Genomic DNA, 16205 nt, shown 5'->3' with positions numbered 1-16205 from the left:
CAACGGTCCTGCCGTGCTTCTCCAAGGCTGTCGAAACCAGCGAACAAAGTAAAGCCGTGACTGGCGACTCATCCGGCGCATTTTCTTCGGGGCGCCCGCACCGCGTCATGCCGCTGATAGGGTGTTGCCACATCCGGAATTTCCATGGTTGGTGGTTGAGAGGGAGGGGGCTCAGTGGGCCAGAACGGCGCCGACGTACAGCGATCCCTTTCCGCCGTTGTTGCGGATTCAGAGGCGGACCGCCTGACCGTCACGGCGGAGGCATTGAGCGCTGCAGGCTTCGAGGTATTCCGTGCGGCGGATGCCCAAGAACTGGCCTTGGAGCTCCAGCGACATAGGCCCGCAGTGATAGTGGCCGGCAGCGCACTTGGCCGATCGCTCCGCAGCCCCGGGGTTCCGGTACTGTTGCTCCTCCACGAAGACGAGGTTGTTGACGTCAAGGCCGTGGATTCCTGGCGTGTCTCCGACTACGCCATTGGCCCGGTGCGCAGCGGGGAAATCGTCCACAGGGTGCACACGCTGATTCGCCGGTCCTCGGAACGGGAGCGCTCCCGTGGCGAGGTTGAGGCCTTGCGCGAAAGCCTGAGGAGCGTCTCATCGGCGGTTCGCGAAACCAATGACCCCCAGCAGATCGCAGATCGTGTTGTCCACGGTTTCGGCGAAGCCCTCGGCGCAGACCACGTGTGGTTCGCGACGTTCCAGGACGAACGGGTCCCCAGCATCCGCGCCCAGTGGAGCCGCGACGGCCTGCCGCTGCTCCCGGCCCGACTCGGAGACAGTGGCAGCACCATTATTGAGGTGGCCAACAAACTCTGGACAGCAGCCGATGTCCTGGCCGTGACGGACCACCGGGACGATCCCGGATCGGAGATCGCCAAGGCCCTGAAGGCGTGGTCCAGCGAACTCAATCCCGTCTCCACCGTGCTTCTGCCGGTAGGCGAAGGCGCATCCGCCATGGGCATCATCCTCCTGTCCACCGTGGAGCAGCGCCACGACTGGACCAGGGCCGAAATCGCCCTCCTGCAGCACGTGGCCGGCAACGTGGCACACGGACTGATCCAGGGCCACCTCATCAGCGCACAGCAACGGGTCCTCCACCAGCTGCGCCAGCTGGACAAGGCCAAGACTGACTTCCTGGCTACCGTAAACCACGAATTGCGCACGCCGCTGACGTCCATCACGGCCTACCTGGACATGATCCAGGACGGTTCGGGCGGGCCCGTTCCCGAGGGCATCAACAAGATGCTGGACGTCATCGCCCGCAACTCCAGCCGCCTGCGCAAGCTCATCGAGGACATGCTGACTGTGTCGATGCAGGACGGCAGCAACCTCGACCTCAAGCCCGTGGACATTGCCAAGCTCCTCCAGGTGGTGGTGGCTACGCTGCGCCCGCTGGCAGAGTCCCGCCACGTCTCCGTTTCCGTAACGGAAAGCCCTGAGGACATCGAAGTCACCGCCGATGAGGCAAAGCTGGAACAAGTCTTTACCAATATCGTGGCCAACGCCATCAAGTTCACACCCGAAGGCGGACGGGTGGGCATCAGCAGCGCGGTGTCCTCATCCCAGGATGGCGGCAAGGCAGCGCTGGTGAAGATCGCCGATAACGGCCTGGGCATTCCGGAGCACGATCTCCCGCACATCCTGACCCGCTTCTACCGCGCTTCGAATGCCACCTCGGCGGCCGTTCCAGGCAGTGGACTGGGCCTGGCGATAGCCCACGACATCATCAGCCGGCATATGGGCCGCATGGTCTTTGACTCCACACTTGGCTCCGGGACCACAGTGTCCGTGGAGCTGCCTGTGGGCGGACCGTAGGCTTCGGGTGCTTGTGACAGGCCTGTCAATGCCCACCCCCGGCCTCATCGGGGAAGTCACTAATGCGCGACACAATTTGAAACAAAAATTGATGCCCCGGGCAGCGGCCCGGGGCATCAATTTCATGTCAAGTGGCCTCGAGAGGCGCCCCCAATGTTTAGTTCGGCCACCACCCGATGCTGGTGGTGTTCGTCTTGGTAGTGGTGGTGCTGTTCGGCCACCAGCCGATTGCCGTGCTGTCCTGGGAAGGCTCGGCGTTTGCCGGAGCAGCGAATCCCGTGACTGCCAGAACCGCTGCCATGAGCAGGGTTGCCGCAAATTTTTTCATCCGCTATGCCCTTTCGTACTGATGCGAATTGTTGGTTGTGACTTGAATAAAGTCACGGGGCAAACTATACGAGCTTTTCTTCGGCAATGACATGGATAATGGGCACATGAATAGTCCCCACCTCGCCGCGCACCTTGTGGCCGGCCTTGCGGCGCGTGCCAAATGGAAGGAACGGGACTTTGACGAGGCCTTTCGGCTGGCCGGTGCAGCTGCCGGGCTGGCTTCTGCCGCCGGGGACGAGCAATCCTGGTGGAACATGCTGTATCTCCAGGCCGAATCCCTCCGCGATCAAGGACGGATCGAGGAATTCCTGAAACTGGCCACAGAGCTCAAGGAACACAGCTTCACTGCGTCATCCCCCGAACTCGGCGCCAAGGCCGGAACAATGGTGGCCGTAGCGTTCCAAGGCTTGGGACGGCTCGCTGAGGCCGCCGCCACCGCTGCCGATGCTGCCAAGCTCGCCTCCTTGGACTCCGACCTGGTGTATGTCCAGATCCTGGCCCAGCGGGCCTTGATCGCCGCCTTGGCCGAAAGCCGGCTACTGGACGACGCATGGCGCGAATGCCTGGTACTGGAAACGCTGATCACAGACGACGTCGACGAGGACACAGCGGGCAAAGGCTACTGGGTGATCGGAAACGTGGCCTTCCTCGCCGATCGCGTGAGCGACGGCGGCCGGTACCACGACCTGGCCGCGGAACGGCTCTCGCCGTCGAAAGACGTCGACCTCTGGGCCCGCTTCAACCGCGCCTCGGCAGAGATGCGCCTCCAGGCAAAGCTCGACGACGCCGCCACCTTGCGCTGCATCGAACGGGCAGAACTCGCCACGGATATTGTGGGCGGTTCCGAACGCGACCACTTGGAGATGTCGTTGGTCCGGGCCCACTGGAATTTCCTCATCGGCGATATGCAGGAAGCACTGGCCATCCTTGAGCCGTTAAGTGCACGCTCGTCTGTGCTGGCCACTCAGACTGCAGCCGAAGCACATTTCCTACTGGCCCGGGCTCTGCTGGATTCGGACCGGACCGAGGAAGGCCTGGCTGCTTGCGACGTCGCTGCCAAACTCTTTGACCAGGCCGCCTTGCCTGAGCGAAGTGCGGCCGTTCGCGAGTACCTGCAGCAGGTTGTTGGGCTGCAGGACGGACCTCGCGGGGTGTGAACGTGGCCGAGGCAAGCATGTACTCCGGGAACGACCCCCGCCTGGGGCAGCTCCTTGAGGGCATCGTCCGGCTCGCTGCAGGGGACCTGACCACCCGGATCGAGCTCTCCGATGCGCGCGACGAAATTGACGCCGTCATCATGGGCACCAACCTCCTGGCCGAAGATCTCCAAATCGTCTACGAAGAGCTCGAACAGAGGGTACAGGCCCGTACCCAGCAGCTCAACGAAGCGCACCTGGCAATGCGGCGCATGGCCATGACCGACCCCCTGACTGGCCTGAGCAACCGATCGGCGTTCTCCGCAGCCCTCAGCGAAGCGCAAAACAAAGGAGTGGAGGGAAAGAAGCGGGCGGCCATCCTGTTGCTGGACATGGACGGCTTCAAGGCCATCAACGACTCCCTTGGCCATACGATCGGCGACAAAGTCCTTGAGATCATTGCGCGCCGTATCAGCGGCGCCGTCCGGGACCAGGACATGGTGGCAAGAATGGGCGGCGACGAATTCGCCGTCCTGATCCCCGGGGTGGCTCCGAGTGAGGCTGCGGTCATCGGCAACCGCATCCTGGCTGAAGTGGTTGAGCCGATGGAGATCGATGGCCAGCACTTGCGGTGCGGCGCCAGTCTTGGACTCCGAATGGCCGATCCCGGCCAAAACGCCGAGGAACTCATGATGGAAGCGGACATCGCCATGTATGAGTCCAAAGCCGACGGCCGTGGCAAACTCAAGCTCTTCGAGCCCGAGATGCTGCACGCCCGTCAAATGCGGAACCAACTGGTGGGCGAACTCAAAGAGGCAATCGCAGGATCCCAGCTGGTGCTCTACTACCAGCCCATCATCAGGCTCGACTCGCGGGAGATTGAAGGCGTTGAGGCCTTGGTCCGCTGGAACCACCCGGTCCGCGGACTTATCATGCCCGACGAATTCATCCCCATCGCCGAGGAAACGGGAATGATCTCCGATTTGGGCGGCTGGGTGCTCCGCACCGCCGTCGAGCAATTGAAGCAATGGCGCACCGACCCCCTGACGGCGAGCCACCACTTCAGCATGCGCATCAATGTTTCGGCCGCGGACCTGCAGCGGCTCGAGTTCGTCGAGGACGTGCGGGAGGCCTTGTCCGGCGCCGGGCTCGACCCATCGCTTCTGGTCCTGGAGCTGACCGAGAGCGCGGTGATCCAGGGCAACGACTTGGACCGTTACACGTTGAACAGCCTGCGCCGCCTGGGGGTTGGGCTGGAGATCGACGACTTCGGCACAGGATATTCGTCCATCAGCTACCTGCGGCAACTGCCTGTGGACACGGTCAAGGTTGACCGTACGCTGCTTTCAGCCTTGGGAAGCGATCCATCGCAACCTGCCCTGCTTGCCGCGGTGCTGCAGCTCATCAAGGCATGCGGATTGAACGCGGTGTGGGAAGGCATCGAGACCGCGGAGCAGGCCGAGTACCTGTTGAGCATAGGCTGCACCAGCGGCCAGGGCTACTACTTCAGCAGGCCCTTGGCGGCGGCCCAGCTAACGGAACAGCTGAAGCATCACAAGGCATGGCCGGTCAGCTGACGCTGCGGGTCCAGGGGCGGTGCCGGTTGCGCCACTCGGAGTCCAGGATGGCGTAAATGTTCTCGGTGGCCCACTGACCCTTGTAGTGCCAGTTATCCACCAGGGTCGCCTCCAGGCGCATGCCCAACCGCTGGCAAATGGCGGCCGAACCCTCGTTGAGGGCATCCAGCTTGGCGTCGACGCGATGGAAGGACAAGTGCTCAAAAGCGAGACGGAGGACTGCCTCGGCCGCTTCGGTGGCGTAGCCGTGGCCACGTGCATCCGGGTGCAGAATCCAGCCCAGCTCAGCCTGCCCGGTACCCTCGAGCCACTTCAGCACTACCTCGCCGATCAGGCCGGGCTGGTCCTGGCGCTCGATGGCCAGGCAAACCCAGTCCCCCTCCTGGTTGAATTCGAAGTTGGCGTAGCGGCCCAGGACTTCCATGGACTTGGTCTTGGTCAATTCGTGGCGGAACAGGAACCGCGCAGTTTCGGGGAGGGACTGGTATCCGTGGAAACGTTCCAGGTCATCGACTTCGAAGCGGCGCAGGATCAGGCGGTCTGTGACAATCGGGAGCTCAATTTCGGGCATGCACTTGAGGCTACTAGGCCTGGACGAATCGTGGCCCAGTCTTGACACGTGGCGCGATCTGGGATTACCTAATGAACATTCGGTAAATAAAGCTGGAGGCAATGACGCATGGTTGAAACAACCCTCTCCGGTGCTTCGCACCACATCCTGACGAACGACTACGCGTCCGAATGGATGGGCATCGAGGTGCTCAAGCTCGACGACGGCCACGCCACCATCCGCATGCACCTTCGGCAGGAGATGCTCAACGGCTTCGGAATGGCCCACGGCGGAATGATCTTTGCCTTCGGCGACACAGCCTTCGCTCTGGCCTGCAACCCGGCCAGCCCGACGCCCGAGGAGGCCGGCTCCATCACTGTAGCCTCCGGCGTCGACATCAACTTCATCAAGCCGGCCTTCCAAGGCCAGGTGATTACCGCCGTCGCGAACCGACGCGCCAGTACCGGCAGGAGCGGCCTGTACGACATCCAGATCTTCGCCGCCACCCCCTCCCCTGCCGACGCCTCCTCCCCTGCCGACGCCCAGCCGGGTGAGCTCATCGCTGAGTTCCGCGGCCGCAGCCGGACCATCTCCAAGAAGTAGGAACCCCCAATGACCCAGAACACCGTGGCCGCACCCGTATCACCCGCCGATGCCGTGCTGGACCGTGAAGAGACCATCTCCCGCGACGAGCTCGAGGCCCTGCAGCTCACCCGCCTCCAGCACACGGTTGCCTACGCCTACGACCGCGTGCCGTTGTACAAGCGCAAGTTCGACGAAGCCGGCGTACACCCCAGCGACCTGCGTGAGCTGGGCGACCTCGGCAAGTTCCCGTACACCACCAAGGAAGACCTGCGCCTGGAGTACCCGTTCGGCATGTTCGCCGTCCCGCAGGACCAGGTGGCCCGCATCCACGCCAGCTCCGGCACTACAGGACGCCCCACGGTGGTCGGCTACACCAAGAACGACCTCGCCAACTGGGCCACGCTGGTGGCCCGCTCCCTGCGTGCCTCGGGCGTCCGCCCCGGCATGAAGGTCCACAACGCGTACGGTTACGGCCTGTTCACGGGCGGTCTCGGCGCTCACGCTGGCGCCGAAGCACTCGGCTGCACCGTCATCCCCATGTCCGGCGGCCAGACCGAACGCCAGATCCAGCTCATCCAGGACTTCAAGCCGGACGCCATCCTGGCCACGCCCACCTACCTGCTGACCATCGCCGACGCCATGGCACACATGGGCATCGACCCCACCTCCACTTCACTCAAGTACGCCGTTCTGGGTGCCGAGCCGTGGACCGAGGAAATGCGCCACGAGCTCGAAACCACCATGAACATCAAGGCCTCGGACATCTACGGGCTCTCCGAAGTCATGGGCCCGGGTGTCGCCGGTGAAGCTGTTGAAACCCAGGACGGCTGCCACATCTGGGAGGACCACTTCCGCCCTGAGATCATCGATCCGTTCGACCACTCCACGGTCCTTGGCGATGGCGAGCCCGGTGAGCTGGTCTTCACCTCCTTGACCAAGGAAGCCCTGCCCATCATCCGGTACCGCACCAAGGACCTCACCCGCCTGCTTCCCGGCACCGCACGCCCGGCACACCGCCGCATGGGCCGCATCACGGGGCGCAGCGACGACATGATCATCCTGCGCGGTGTGAACCTCTTCCCCTCGCAGATCGAGGAAATCGCCCTCCGCATCCCCGAGCTCAGCCCGCACTTCCAGCTGGAAATCACCCGGCCCGAGGGCAAGCGCATGGACTCGCTGACGGTCCGCATTGAGCGCCGTGAGTCCGTCCCCGTTGAGGCCGGTACGACGGCGGCACACACCTTGCGGGAGCAGATCAAGATTCACGTTGGGTCCTCTTGCGTCGTTGACGTCGTTGAGCCCGGTTCCCTTGAGCGGTCCAACGGCAAACTCCGCCGGATCTACGACATGCGCCCCAAGGGCTAGCGGCTTCTGCCGTTCAGAACGTGAGAAAATGCCAGCATGCCTACTGAGACCACCACCAAGCGCGGACGGCCCGGTTATGACCAACAGTCGGTGCTCCGCATCGCCGTCGACGTCTTCAACCGGCACGGCTACGACGCTACGTCCATGGGCATCCTGGCCGAGAACCTGGGGATCTCCAAGTCAGCCATCTACCACCACGTGCCGTCCAAGGGCGATCTCCTGAAGCTCGCCCTGGACCACGCACTGGGTGGCCTGGAGGCGATCCTGGAGGAGCCGGCCGCTACCTCAGGTCCTGCCGACGCCAGGCTGGAATTCGTGCTCCGGCAGACCATCGCCGTGCTGGTGGATCGCCTGCCGTTCGTCACACTGCTGCTGCGGCTCCGTGGCAACACGGAGATCGAGCGTGACGCCCTGGAACGCCGTCGTGCTTTCGACCACAAGGTTGCGGCCTTGATTTCCGCCGCCCGCGACGACGGCTCCCTGCGCCAGGACATCGATCCCCGCACCGTGACCCGTCTGCTGTTCGGCACCATCAACTCGATCGTGGAGTGGTACAAGCCCGGCGGCTCGTTGTCCCCCGAGAAGCTCGCGGACGACGTCATCACCATGGCCTTCGACGGCCTCCACAGCGCCGCCTGACGCCCGCTCACATCCCACCCGCTTGAGCCGCACGCTCCCGCACATCCCCTCCCCTTGGGCCGGACGCTCGCGCACATCCCCTCCCCTTGGGCCGGACGCTCGCGCACACCCCCTCCCCTTGAGCCGCACGCTCGCGCACACCCCCTCCCCTTGAGCCGCACGCTCGCGCACACCCCCTCCCCTTGAGCCGCACGCTCGCGCACATCCCCTCCCCTTGAGCCGCACGCTCGCGCACACCCCCGACGCGAAACGCCTTCCCACAGCGCGCGGAAAGGCGTTTCATCGTTTGGGTGAGCCAGCGTTCGCCCCGACCCCGGGGAACGTGAGCCAGCGTTCGCCCCAACCCCCGGGAACGTGAGCCAGCGTCCAGCCCAACCCCCGGGAACATGAACCAGCGTCCAGCCCGACCCCGGGGAACGTGAGCCAGCGTTCGCCCCAACCCCGGGGGACGTGAGCGAGGGTTACTTCTCGACGAGGGTCAGGACGTCGTAGGTTGCCACGATCTCGTCGTTCTGGTTGGTCAGGACAGCGTCCCAGGCAACCTCGCCGTATTGGTCGGTCTCGCGCGGAGTGATCTTCTTGGCGGTCAAGGTCACCCGGATGGAGTCGCCCGCAGCCACGGGCGTGATGAAGCGCAGGTTCTCCAGTCCGTAGTTGGCCAGGACGGGACCCGGAGCCGGCTCGACGAACAGCCCGGCAGCCCAGCTCAGCAACAAGTACCCGTGCGCCACGATGCCTGGGAAGAACGGGTTGGCTGCGGCAGCTTCCTGGTTGGTGTGGGCGTAGAAGGTGTCGCCGGTGGAGTTCGCGAACGCCGTGATGTCCTCAAGGGCCACTTGCCGCAGCTCGGAGCGAACGGCGTCGCCGATCCTCAGCGTCGCCAACGACTTGCGGAACGGGTGCTCACCTTCGGTGTCCACCGTGAAGTTCCGGTCAGCGCCCGTGTGCCACTGACCGGTGACGGCGGTGAGCATATTCGGCGAACCCTGGATGGCAGTGCGCTGCATGTGGTGCAGAACCGAGCGGATGCCGCCCAGTTCTTCGCCGCCGCCAGCGCGGCCGGGGCCGCCGTGGACCAGGTGCGGGACAGGCGAACCGTGGCCCGTGGAGGAACGTGCGTCTTCGCGGTTTAGCATATGCACACGTCCATGATGGGCAGCGATTCCAGTCACCAACTCCCGGGCAACGGCGGGGTCATTGGTGCACACAGAAGCCACCAGCGAGCCGGAGCCGCGGGCGGCCAGCCGCACAGCGTCCGCGAGGTCGCTGTAACCAAGGACCGAGGAAACGGGACCGAAAGCTTCCAACGAGTGCACTTCTTCGGCCTCGGGGTCGCTCCAGCTCAGGAGAACCGGCGACATGAACGCACCGTCCTCGACGACGCCTACGGCGCCTCCAACGGAGGTGACCGACGGCGAATCCAGACTTCCGTACGCAAGCTCGCCGCCGGCGTCGAGCATTGACTGGACAGCAGCCCGGACATCGGCGAGCTGTTCCAGCGACGCCAGTGCTCCCATGGTCACGCCGTCAGCGCGCGGGTCACCAAGCACAACGCGCTCGTTGATCCGGGCACCGATGGCGGCAGCGACGTCGGAGGTCAGCTCCGAAGGGACGATCACGCGGCGGATGGCGGTGCACTTCTGGCCTGCCTTGACTGTCATCTCCGTGACGACGGCCTTGACGAAGGCGTCGAACTCGGGGGTGCCGGGAACGGCGTCGGGGCCGAGGATGGCAGCGTTGAGCGAGTCAGTCTCCGAAGTGAAGCGGACGCCGCCTTGCACAACGTTCGCGTGCGACTTGAGCGACTTGGCAGTTGATGCCGAGCCGGTGAAGGAGACGAGGTCGCGGTAATCGAGTTCATCGAGGAGCGTGCGGGCCGAACCGGAGATGAGTTGAAGCGAGCCCTCCGGCAGTATCCCGGACTCGACGATCGCCCGGACGGCGTCGGCGGCAACGTAGCCGGTGGGCGTCGCGGGCTTGACGATGGTGGGAACGCCGGCCAGGAAGGCAGGAGCAAACTTCTCCAGCATGCCCCATACCGGGAAGTTGAAGGCGTTGATCTGCACGGCAACACCCGGAATGCGCGTGTAGATGTGCTCGCCTGCAAAGGAACCGTCCTTGGACAGGATCTCCATGGGACCATCCACCACAACCTGTGAGTTGGGCAGTTCGCGCCGGCCTTTGGAGCCGAACGTGAAGAGCACGCCGATGCCACCGTCGATGTCGATCATGTTGTCAATTTTGGTGGCGCCACTTTGCGATGAGGATGCGTACAGTTCCTCTCGCCGGCCGTTGAGGTACATGGCGAGCTCTTTGAGCTTGAGCGCCCGCTGGTGGAACGTCAACTTGCCGAGTTCCGCTTGGCCTGTGGTGCGGGCGAAATCGACGACGGCGGCCAGGTCCAGACCGTCGGTACTCACGTTCGCCAGGACTTCTCCGGTGCTGGCATCGCGGACCGGGACTTTCTTCGCATCAGGTGCCGGGGTCCACCAGGCATTCCGGACGAAGCTGGGGACGGTGGCAACGGCTGTGGTTTCCGGGGCGACTGCGGTAGTGGTCATCGTCGACAGGTCCTTCCAAGGCACAGGAAATCGGCACGGTCCATGCTGGCTCAGTGCCAACATTACTGACCGGCCGTTCGGTAATATATACAGGGTACATGAATGCCCGGGAGAGTACAGCAGGAATTTCCCACGGTAGACGGGGAGGGTACGGCGAAGGGCCGGCCCCGGCTGAGCGGAACCGGCCCTTCTGATTGCCTTTGGTCAGGCTATTTGACGCCGAACTTGGCGTCGTAACGGAACATGAACGCCGCCATCGCATCCCGGTTTACCGGCTGCAGGGGCTTGAACGACTTGTTCACACCCTCAACCCATCCCGTGGAAATGCCCTGGGCTGCAAGCCAAGTGATCTCCTTGTAGAACTGGGCCGTGGTGGGCACATCAACAAACGGCGAAACAGTGGGCGCAGTGAACTCCGGCTCCCCCGCCAACCGATACATGAACGCCGCCATCGCGTCACGGTTGACCGGCTGCAGCGGCCTGTAGGTCTTGGTCTTGTCGGACTCCTCCCAGCCCTTGGAGATGCCCTTGTCCGCAAGCCACGTGATTTCCTTGAAGAACTGGGCCCCTTCCGGAAGGTCCGCGAACGGCGAGGAGGACGGTGCAACGAAGTCAGGCTTCTCCGACAAGCGATACATGAAAGCGGCCATCGCATCCCGGTTGACCGGGCTCAGAGGCTGGTAGGTCTTGGAACCATCGCCCGCCGGCCAGCCCGTGGAGATACCCTGATCAGCCAGCCACTGGATCTCGTCCTGGAACTGCGAACCGAGAGGGACGTCGTCGAAACCCTGCTTTCCCTCGGTGGCCGTGGCGTAACTCAAGGTACCGATATCAGTGTTCTGCCCGACGAAACTCGAAACGGAACGCGCGTGAAGCTCATTGACGACGTTCCCCGAGAAGATGGGGCCCGGGCCGCCATCAGGCGCAGCGGAAACAAAGTATAGCCCGGTGCTCAGACCCGTAACTTTGAAAGTCCCGTCACCAGCGGTGTACGAGAATCGGGCGACCAGCGATCCGTTCTTTGTGTAGACATTAATTCGCGTGTTCGCCAAGGGCGCGCCATTGGCGCCCAGTACCTTGCCCGTGAGGGTTCCACCAGCGCGAACAGTTGCGTTGATGTTTGAAACAGCCTGTCCTGCCGCAACTGCCACCGGGGTGGCGTTGGCCGCGCCACTGGATTCAGGAAGATCCCTGTAAAGCTGTGCCTCATAAGCAGAAATGAAACCGGGCGTGCGGTTGAACTGGATCTTGTACGAACCAGGCAGCAGGTTCTTCAGTGCGTACGTGGTCTGCGACGTCTCCATGACCGTGGAGGAAGCAACCGTCCCGTCCTGCGAAACGGCGGAAATGCTCATGCCTGGACCGCTCATCACGGGACCGGGGACAGGGCCACCAGCGACGGAACCGGAAATGGTTGCCGCTGCGACCGCGGAATCCTGGATGCCCTCAAGTCGCTGCCCAGCAGCCACGGTGATCCAAGGCGAAGTACCCGCCCCGGCAACCCCGCCATGCCACATGTTTGCCCACTCCGCGCTGAAGGTCCTGAAATGCAACTTGTACGTTCCCGCAGGCAGTCCGCCGACTTCGTAGCTCCCATCAGCATTGATCAAAGCTGAGCTGACAAACGCATTCCTGGTGAAATCCGGACCAGCTTCAATCATGGCTTGACCGTTGTAGGAGGCCCCACCCGGAAGGATAATTTTTCCCGAAATGCTCGCAGCCGGACTGAGAGTCTGGTTGATCCCCGTGACACCCGCCCCCGCGGTGACGGAGATCGAAGTCGCTTCATCCCGCGAAGCGCTCGGATAATAGGTGCTCAGCACGGGCGACGGCGACCATAGGTAGGAAAAATGTACCTTATAGCTTCCCGTTTCCAAGCCCTTGACCACATAGGTTCCGTCAGAGTTAACGGGAGCCGAAATGGACCCCTGCGGACCTTCCGCGAAAACGGTGATGTCCGCTGGATTTACGCCGGCTGGGACCGTGACGGTCCCGGAGATGCTTCCTGTAGCCGCGGCAAGGGCCGGCGATGCCAAACCGGCAGGAAGGATGGCGAGGACAAGGCCTGCCACAAGTGCGAGAGCGAGCCGAAAAAGGCCGCGAGATATCCCCATGCAGGGTCCCCCAATTTTATGCGAACGAAGGGCCGCATCGATTGGCGGCCCAACGTGATCATAGGGGCTTGTGCCTGCATAGTCGATAGTGCGCGTTCAGATGACGGCGGGACGTGAACGAGCGTCCAGCCCAAACAGGCGGGACGTGAACGAGCGTCCAGCCCAATCAAGCGGGACGTGAACGAGCGTCAGTGGCGGAGTCCGAACTTCCTTGCCAACAGCATGGGCTTTTTCAGGAACTCCCCTACGCTGGTCCGCGTCACGACCGTCTGGTTGAGGGCTTCAAGGCGATCAAGGATGTGATCAAGTTTGGCTGTGGTCTCGTCCAGGCGCCGCTGCTGGGCAACGATAAGTTCCTCCTGCTCGGTCAGGACACGGGTCAGGTAGAGCATCGTGCCCAGACCATTCCGGGCCACGCCGTCGCGGAGATGCTCATCGCGGACCAAGGCATCGTACTGTGCGTGCTCGGCCGCCTTGGCGAAGATGCTGTTGCCGTCGTGCCCCTCTGATTCGGGGCGCTGGGACCAAAAAGCGAGGGGTTCGCCGTCGAGAAAGCCCACCCGCGAATGGCTCAACACGCGCAGGTGAAACTCCCAGTCGCCCACCACAGGGAGGTTCTCGTTGTAGAACCCCACAGCTTCATGGACACTGCGGCGGTACAGGAATGAAATAGGGACAGCCCGGTTGATCTTCAGCATGTCCGAGAGGGTTATCTGCCGCATCCCGGCCCAGAAGATCTCGCGTCGGACAGGCTCGATCCTGTCATCAACCAATTCCTCGATGACGATTTCGGTCCGAACCATCACGCCGGTCTCGGCAGCATGCGCGGGTTCGTCAAGATAGGCCACAGTGCGGGCGAGAAAGTCGGGCGCCCAGAAGTCGTCGTCATCGTGGATGACGACAAACTCGCCACTCCCCGCCTTCACGCCGGCGTTTGAGGCTGCTTCCATTCCCGCTGATTCCGGGTGGTGGAGGGTGGTGATACGTTCCCTCTCCGCGTCCGGCCGCTGGGAGGTGAGGCGCTCGACGTCGGACGGGTCGCCGCCGTCGTTGACGATGACCAACTCAAAGTCCTGGAAAGTTTGCGCAAAAATGTCATCCAGCGCGCGGGCCAGGAAAACGGGTCTGTTCTTGGTTCGGGTCACGATAGTGACACGGGCGCCGTGAGTCATGCGGTTCCATCCAGGGGCTTGGGAGTGAGTCAACTCTGCATGTTAGCAGCGTCGGGTCAGCGGAGTTTGCTGAGTACTGCCGTTACCTCCCGGGCGGCAAGGCCATTGGCCTCCAGGAAACCAGCAACATCAACCGACGCCAGGAAGAGCCTCAGACTGGACAGACGCTCCGCCAGCAAGGCTTCGAGCTGCTCATCGGGAAGATAGGGGTCGTGGGCATGGGGCGCCCCGTGCGTACGGTGCCTCTCGTTGATCCCCCGTGCCGCGAGCTCGTATCCGCGGATTATCTCGTCATCGGAGAACCCTGCGAGCCGCTGCAGCATCATTGCAATCATCCCGCTGCGGTCCCGGCCAGCCGAACAATGCACCACCACTTTGCCCGGCGAGGCAGCTATCGCCTTGAACACCGCCGCGATCTTCTCTCCGAACAGCTGCAGGTAGTCGCCATACTGTGCCGGGTCCTTCAAATACGGGCCGAACAGCTCCCCGAATTGGCTATGGTCCGGATCTTCAGTTGGGCAATGTACGACGGCGATACGCGCCTTCACGTCCTCCGGCACCTCGGGATCGGTGTCGCGTTGCCGACGCTCGCGCGAGGCGCGGAGGTCGATCACGGTGCGGACGCCGTCGTCGTACATCTGCTGCCAACCGGCCCCGGTGACCCATTCTTGGCGACCCATCCGGTATACGTCCCCGGCGATCTTCCAGGCGTTAACAGCGCCGTCCCAGTGGACACTTTGGTGCGCTGAAGAAGTCCCGTCCATGGAAGCCATGCTAAGCACATCAGGGTGGAACCGTGGCGAACCCGCTGATCCGTTGTTTGCCGGCAACTGATCAGCGGGTTGACAACGTGAGTTACTGCTTCACCAGCTTGGCGGGTTTTACCGTGGAGAGCAGTGCTGACGCGTAGGCCTGATGTCCGGCGTCGTTGGGGTGGAAGTTGGCGTCGGGCAAACGCGTATTGGGCAGCACGGGGGCCAGGCGCAACACAAGCCAAGGATTATCCGAGTTAACCGCGTGGCCGCGGAAGCGTTTGGTGACATCTATGAAGACGGCGTTGGTACTGCTGGCTCTTACGGCCTTGGCAATGGTGGCGTTGAGGGCGTCAATGGCCTGGTTGACCAGGATTTGGTTGACCACGGGAACCACCGTGATTCCGTTGACAACAATGTCACCCTGGGCTGGGTCGAAAAGCCGGGGGTATCCCAGCACAGTGATGGTGGCATTCGGTGCAGCAGCCTGGATCGTTTGATAGGTGAGGGCCAAAGCACCTTGGAGCGAACCGGACTGGAGATTGCTGATGGTACCGGCCACCGTGAGGGAGCACAGTTGGGCATCGGGTGTGGAACAGGCCTGCAGGGCCAGTCCGCTACCCGCATCCAAGGCTCCCGCCGTGATGCTTACCAAATCGGTTGTCGCATTCAGGGATCCCGGTATGAGCCCTGCGAGCTGCGCGTTTATCGGCGTTGCTCTTCCCAACGGGACCAGGAAGGCGCCATGACATGCAGCGTTCGCCACAAGGTCCACTCGGCCTGTCGCAGCCACAAGGTCGACGTATCCTCCTTCGCTTTGCCAGCATGTTTCATCGTCGGGCCAGTAGAGCCCATCCGCCCCCGTGCCAGCCGTATACGAATCACCCAGCGCGACATAGTCGAGCGGTGGCGGCGGCGCTGCGGTGGCAGGAGCGGCGGTGAACCCCAACGTGAGCGCCGCGATGGCGAGGCCGCCGACCAAAGCCGGGATCCGGCGTCGTGTATTTTGCTTTGCCATGATTAATCCCCTTTATTTGCGGTGATGGGGCTCCGGCAATCCGATCTTCAGCTGTTCGCGGATGTCGCGGCTCGCCCACCAGTCGGCCGCATACCGGGGCAATGTGTGGCCAGATTACGCCTGCCGGCAAGCAGGGAAAAGACCTCGCAGCAGGGTGTTCAGGCTTTGATCCGTCGGCGGTAGATGATGTTCCCCGCCAGAGACACAATGCCGCCGATCAGCAGCACCACCCCCACCAACGGGAGCAACGCGACCGCCTTCTTCGAGGACCCTTCAAGGGGAATTTCCAATGTTCCGGCCACGTCATCCGGATGGTACCTAACATCGATGGAATCACCGATCCCATACGCACAGGGCTTGGCGCTGGTGCCTGGCGGGGTCCGGTAGGTGACGCCGTCAACCACCACAGTGGCGATGGGTTCACATAAACCTTTGCCACTGATTTCCTGGTCAACGACAGTCCCCTGCGCTTCAACGGCCCCTTCGGGTGCCAGCGCGTTATTGAAGAGAAGGAACCATAAGATTCCCAGGACGATGGCGACGATGGCTGTGCGGAGACTGAATCTGGGCTTCCGGAGTGTTGTCACAGTG

At 63.0% G+C, this 16205-nt stretch carries 14 protein-coding genes; 6 read left to right on the top strand and 8 right to left on the bottom strand.

Annotated elements, in window-relative coordinates; genetic code table 11:
• Nucleotides 1-174: 174 nt before the first annotated feature.
• The gene (locus ACFUOZ_RS05750) at nt 175-1815 is read left to right on the top strand and encodes an ATP-binding protein (RefSeq protein ID WP_377545651.1); all 1641 of its coding nucleotides are present in this window, start codon (nt 175-177) and stop codon (nt 1813-1815) included.
• 157 nt (nt 1816-1972) lie between these two features.
• On the opposite strand, the gene ACFUOZ_RS05745 is transcribed toward ACFUOZ_RS05750, so the two are convergent.
• On the bottom strand, nt 1973-2143 hold the full coding sequence (locus tag ACFUOZ_RS05745; RefSeq protein WP_162239598.1) for a hypothetical protein: 171 nt from the start codon (nt 2141-2143) through the stop codon (nt 1973-1975).
• 106 nt (nt 2144-2249) lie between these two features.
• On the opposite strand from ACFUOZ_RS05745, the gene ACFUOZ_RS05740 reads away from it, so the two are divergent.
• Both ACFUOZ_RS05740 and ACFUOZ_RS05735 read left to right on the top strand, forming a co-directional pair.
• Nucleotides 2250-3302 (top strand): hypothetical protein, encoded by a 1053-nt coding sequence (locus ACFUOZ_RS05740; RefSeq protein ID WP_377545648.1) that lies wholly within the window; start codon nt 2250-2252, stop codon nt 3300-3302.
• 17 nt (nt 3303-3319) lie between these two features.
• Nucleotides 3320-4858 (top strand): putative bifunctional diguanylate cyclase/phosphodiesterase, encoded by a 1539-nt coding sequence (locus ACFUOZ_RS05735; protein WP_377545989.1) that lies wholly within the window; start codon nt 3320-3322, stop codon nt 4856-4858.
• On the opposite strand, the gene ACFUOZ_RS05730 is transcribed toward ACFUOZ_RS05735, so the two are convergent.
• Nucleotides 4851-5429, bottom strand: a complete 579-nt coding sequence (locus ACFUOZ_RS05730) for a GNAT family N-acetyltransferase (RefSeq protein WP_377545646.1) — start codon at nt 5427-5429, stop codon at nt 4851-4853. The genes ACFUOZ_RS05735 and ACFUOZ_RS05730 overlap by 8 nt on opposite strands.
• A 108-nt stretch (nt 5430-5537) precedes the next feature.
• Here ACFUOZ_RS05730 and ACFUOZ_RS05725 point away from each other — a divergent pair, with 108 nt between their 5' ends.
• From ACFUOZ_RS05725 to ACFUOZ_RS05715, 3 genes are read left to right on the top strand one after another with little or no spacing between them, the layout of a single operon-like run.
• The gene (locus tag ACFUOZ_RS05725; RefSeq protein WP_377545644.1) at nt 5538-6011 is read left to right on the top strand and encodes a hotdog fold thioesterase; all 474 of its coding nucleotides are present in this window, start codon (nt 5538-5540) and stop codon (nt 6009-6011) included.
• 9 nt (nt 6012-6020) lie between these two features.
• A complete protein-coding gene (gene paaK, locus ACFUOZ_RS05720) occupies nt 6021-7358 on the top strand; it encodes a phenylacetate--CoA ligase PaaK (RefSeq protein ID WP_377545642.1) in 1338 nt (445 codons plus the stop codon).
• Between the two features lie 36 nt (nt 7359-7394).
• Nucleotides 7395-7997, top strand: coding sequence for a TetR/AcrR family transcriptional regulator (locus ACFUOZ_RS05715; RefSeq protein WP_144659187.1), 603 nt, complete (start codon nt 7395-7397; stop codon nt 7995-7997).
• Between the two features lie 461 nt (nt 7998-8458).
• On the opposite strand, the gene paaZ is transcribed toward ACFUOZ_RS05715, so the two are convergent.
• The 6 genes from paaZ to ACFUOZ_RS05685 all read right to left on the bottom strand — a co-directional run bounded on the left by paaZ (nt 8459) and on the right by ACFUOZ_RS05685 (nt 16201).
• Nucleotides 8459-10558 (bottom strand): phenylacetic acid degradation bifunctional protein PaaZ, encoded by a 2100-nt coding sequence (paaZ, locus tag ACFUOZ_RS05710; protein WP_377545639.1) that lies wholly within the window; start codon nt 10556-10558, stop codon nt 8459-8461.
• Nucleotides 10559-10767: 209 nt separating this feature from the next.
• Nucleotides 10768-12672 carry an S-layer homology domain-containing protein gene (locus ACFUOZ_RS05705; RefSeq protein ID WP_377545637.1) on the bottom strand — a complete coding sequence of 635 codons (1905 nt, stop codon included), beginning with the start codon at nt 12670-12672 and terminating at the stop codon, nt 10768-10770.
• 188 nt (nt 12673-12860) lie between these two features.
• Nucleotides 12861-13844 carry a glycosyltransferase family 2 protein gene (locus tag ACFUOZ_RS05700; RefSeq protein WP_377545635.1) on the bottom strand — a complete coding sequence of 328 codons (984 nt, stop codon included), beginning with the start codon at nt 13842-13844 and terminating at the stop codon, nt 12861-12863.
• Between the two features lie 56 nt (nt 13845-13900).
• Entirely contained in the window at nt 13901-14608 is a 708-nt protein-coding gene (locus ACFUOZ_RS05695; RefSeq protein WP_377545633.1) for a tyrosine-protein phosphatase, read from the bottom strand.
• A gap of 91 nt (nt 14609-14699) precedes the next feature.
• Entirely contained in the window at nt 14700-15614 is a 915-nt protein-coding gene (locus ACFUOZ_RS05690; RefSeq protein ID WP_377545631.1) for an SGNH/GDSL hydrolase family protein, read from the bottom strand.
• A 158-nt stretch (nt 15615-15772) separates the two neighbouring features.
• A complete protein-coding gene (locus ACFUOZ_RS05685; RefSeq protein ID WP_377545629.1) occupies nt 15773-16201 on the bottom strand; it encodes a hypothetical protein in 429 nt (142 codons plus the stop codon).
• Nucleotides 16202-16205 lie beyond the last annotated feature (4 nt).

This window comes from Paenarthrobacter sp. NPDC057355, assembly GCF_042667405.1.
Taxonomy (GTDB): domain Bacteria; phylum Actinomycetota; class Actinomycetes; order Actinomycetales; family Micrococcaceae; genus Arthrobacter.
The sequence above is the reverse complement of the archived record's forward strand: the minus strand, read 5'-3'. Positions and strand labels throughout refer to the sequence as shown.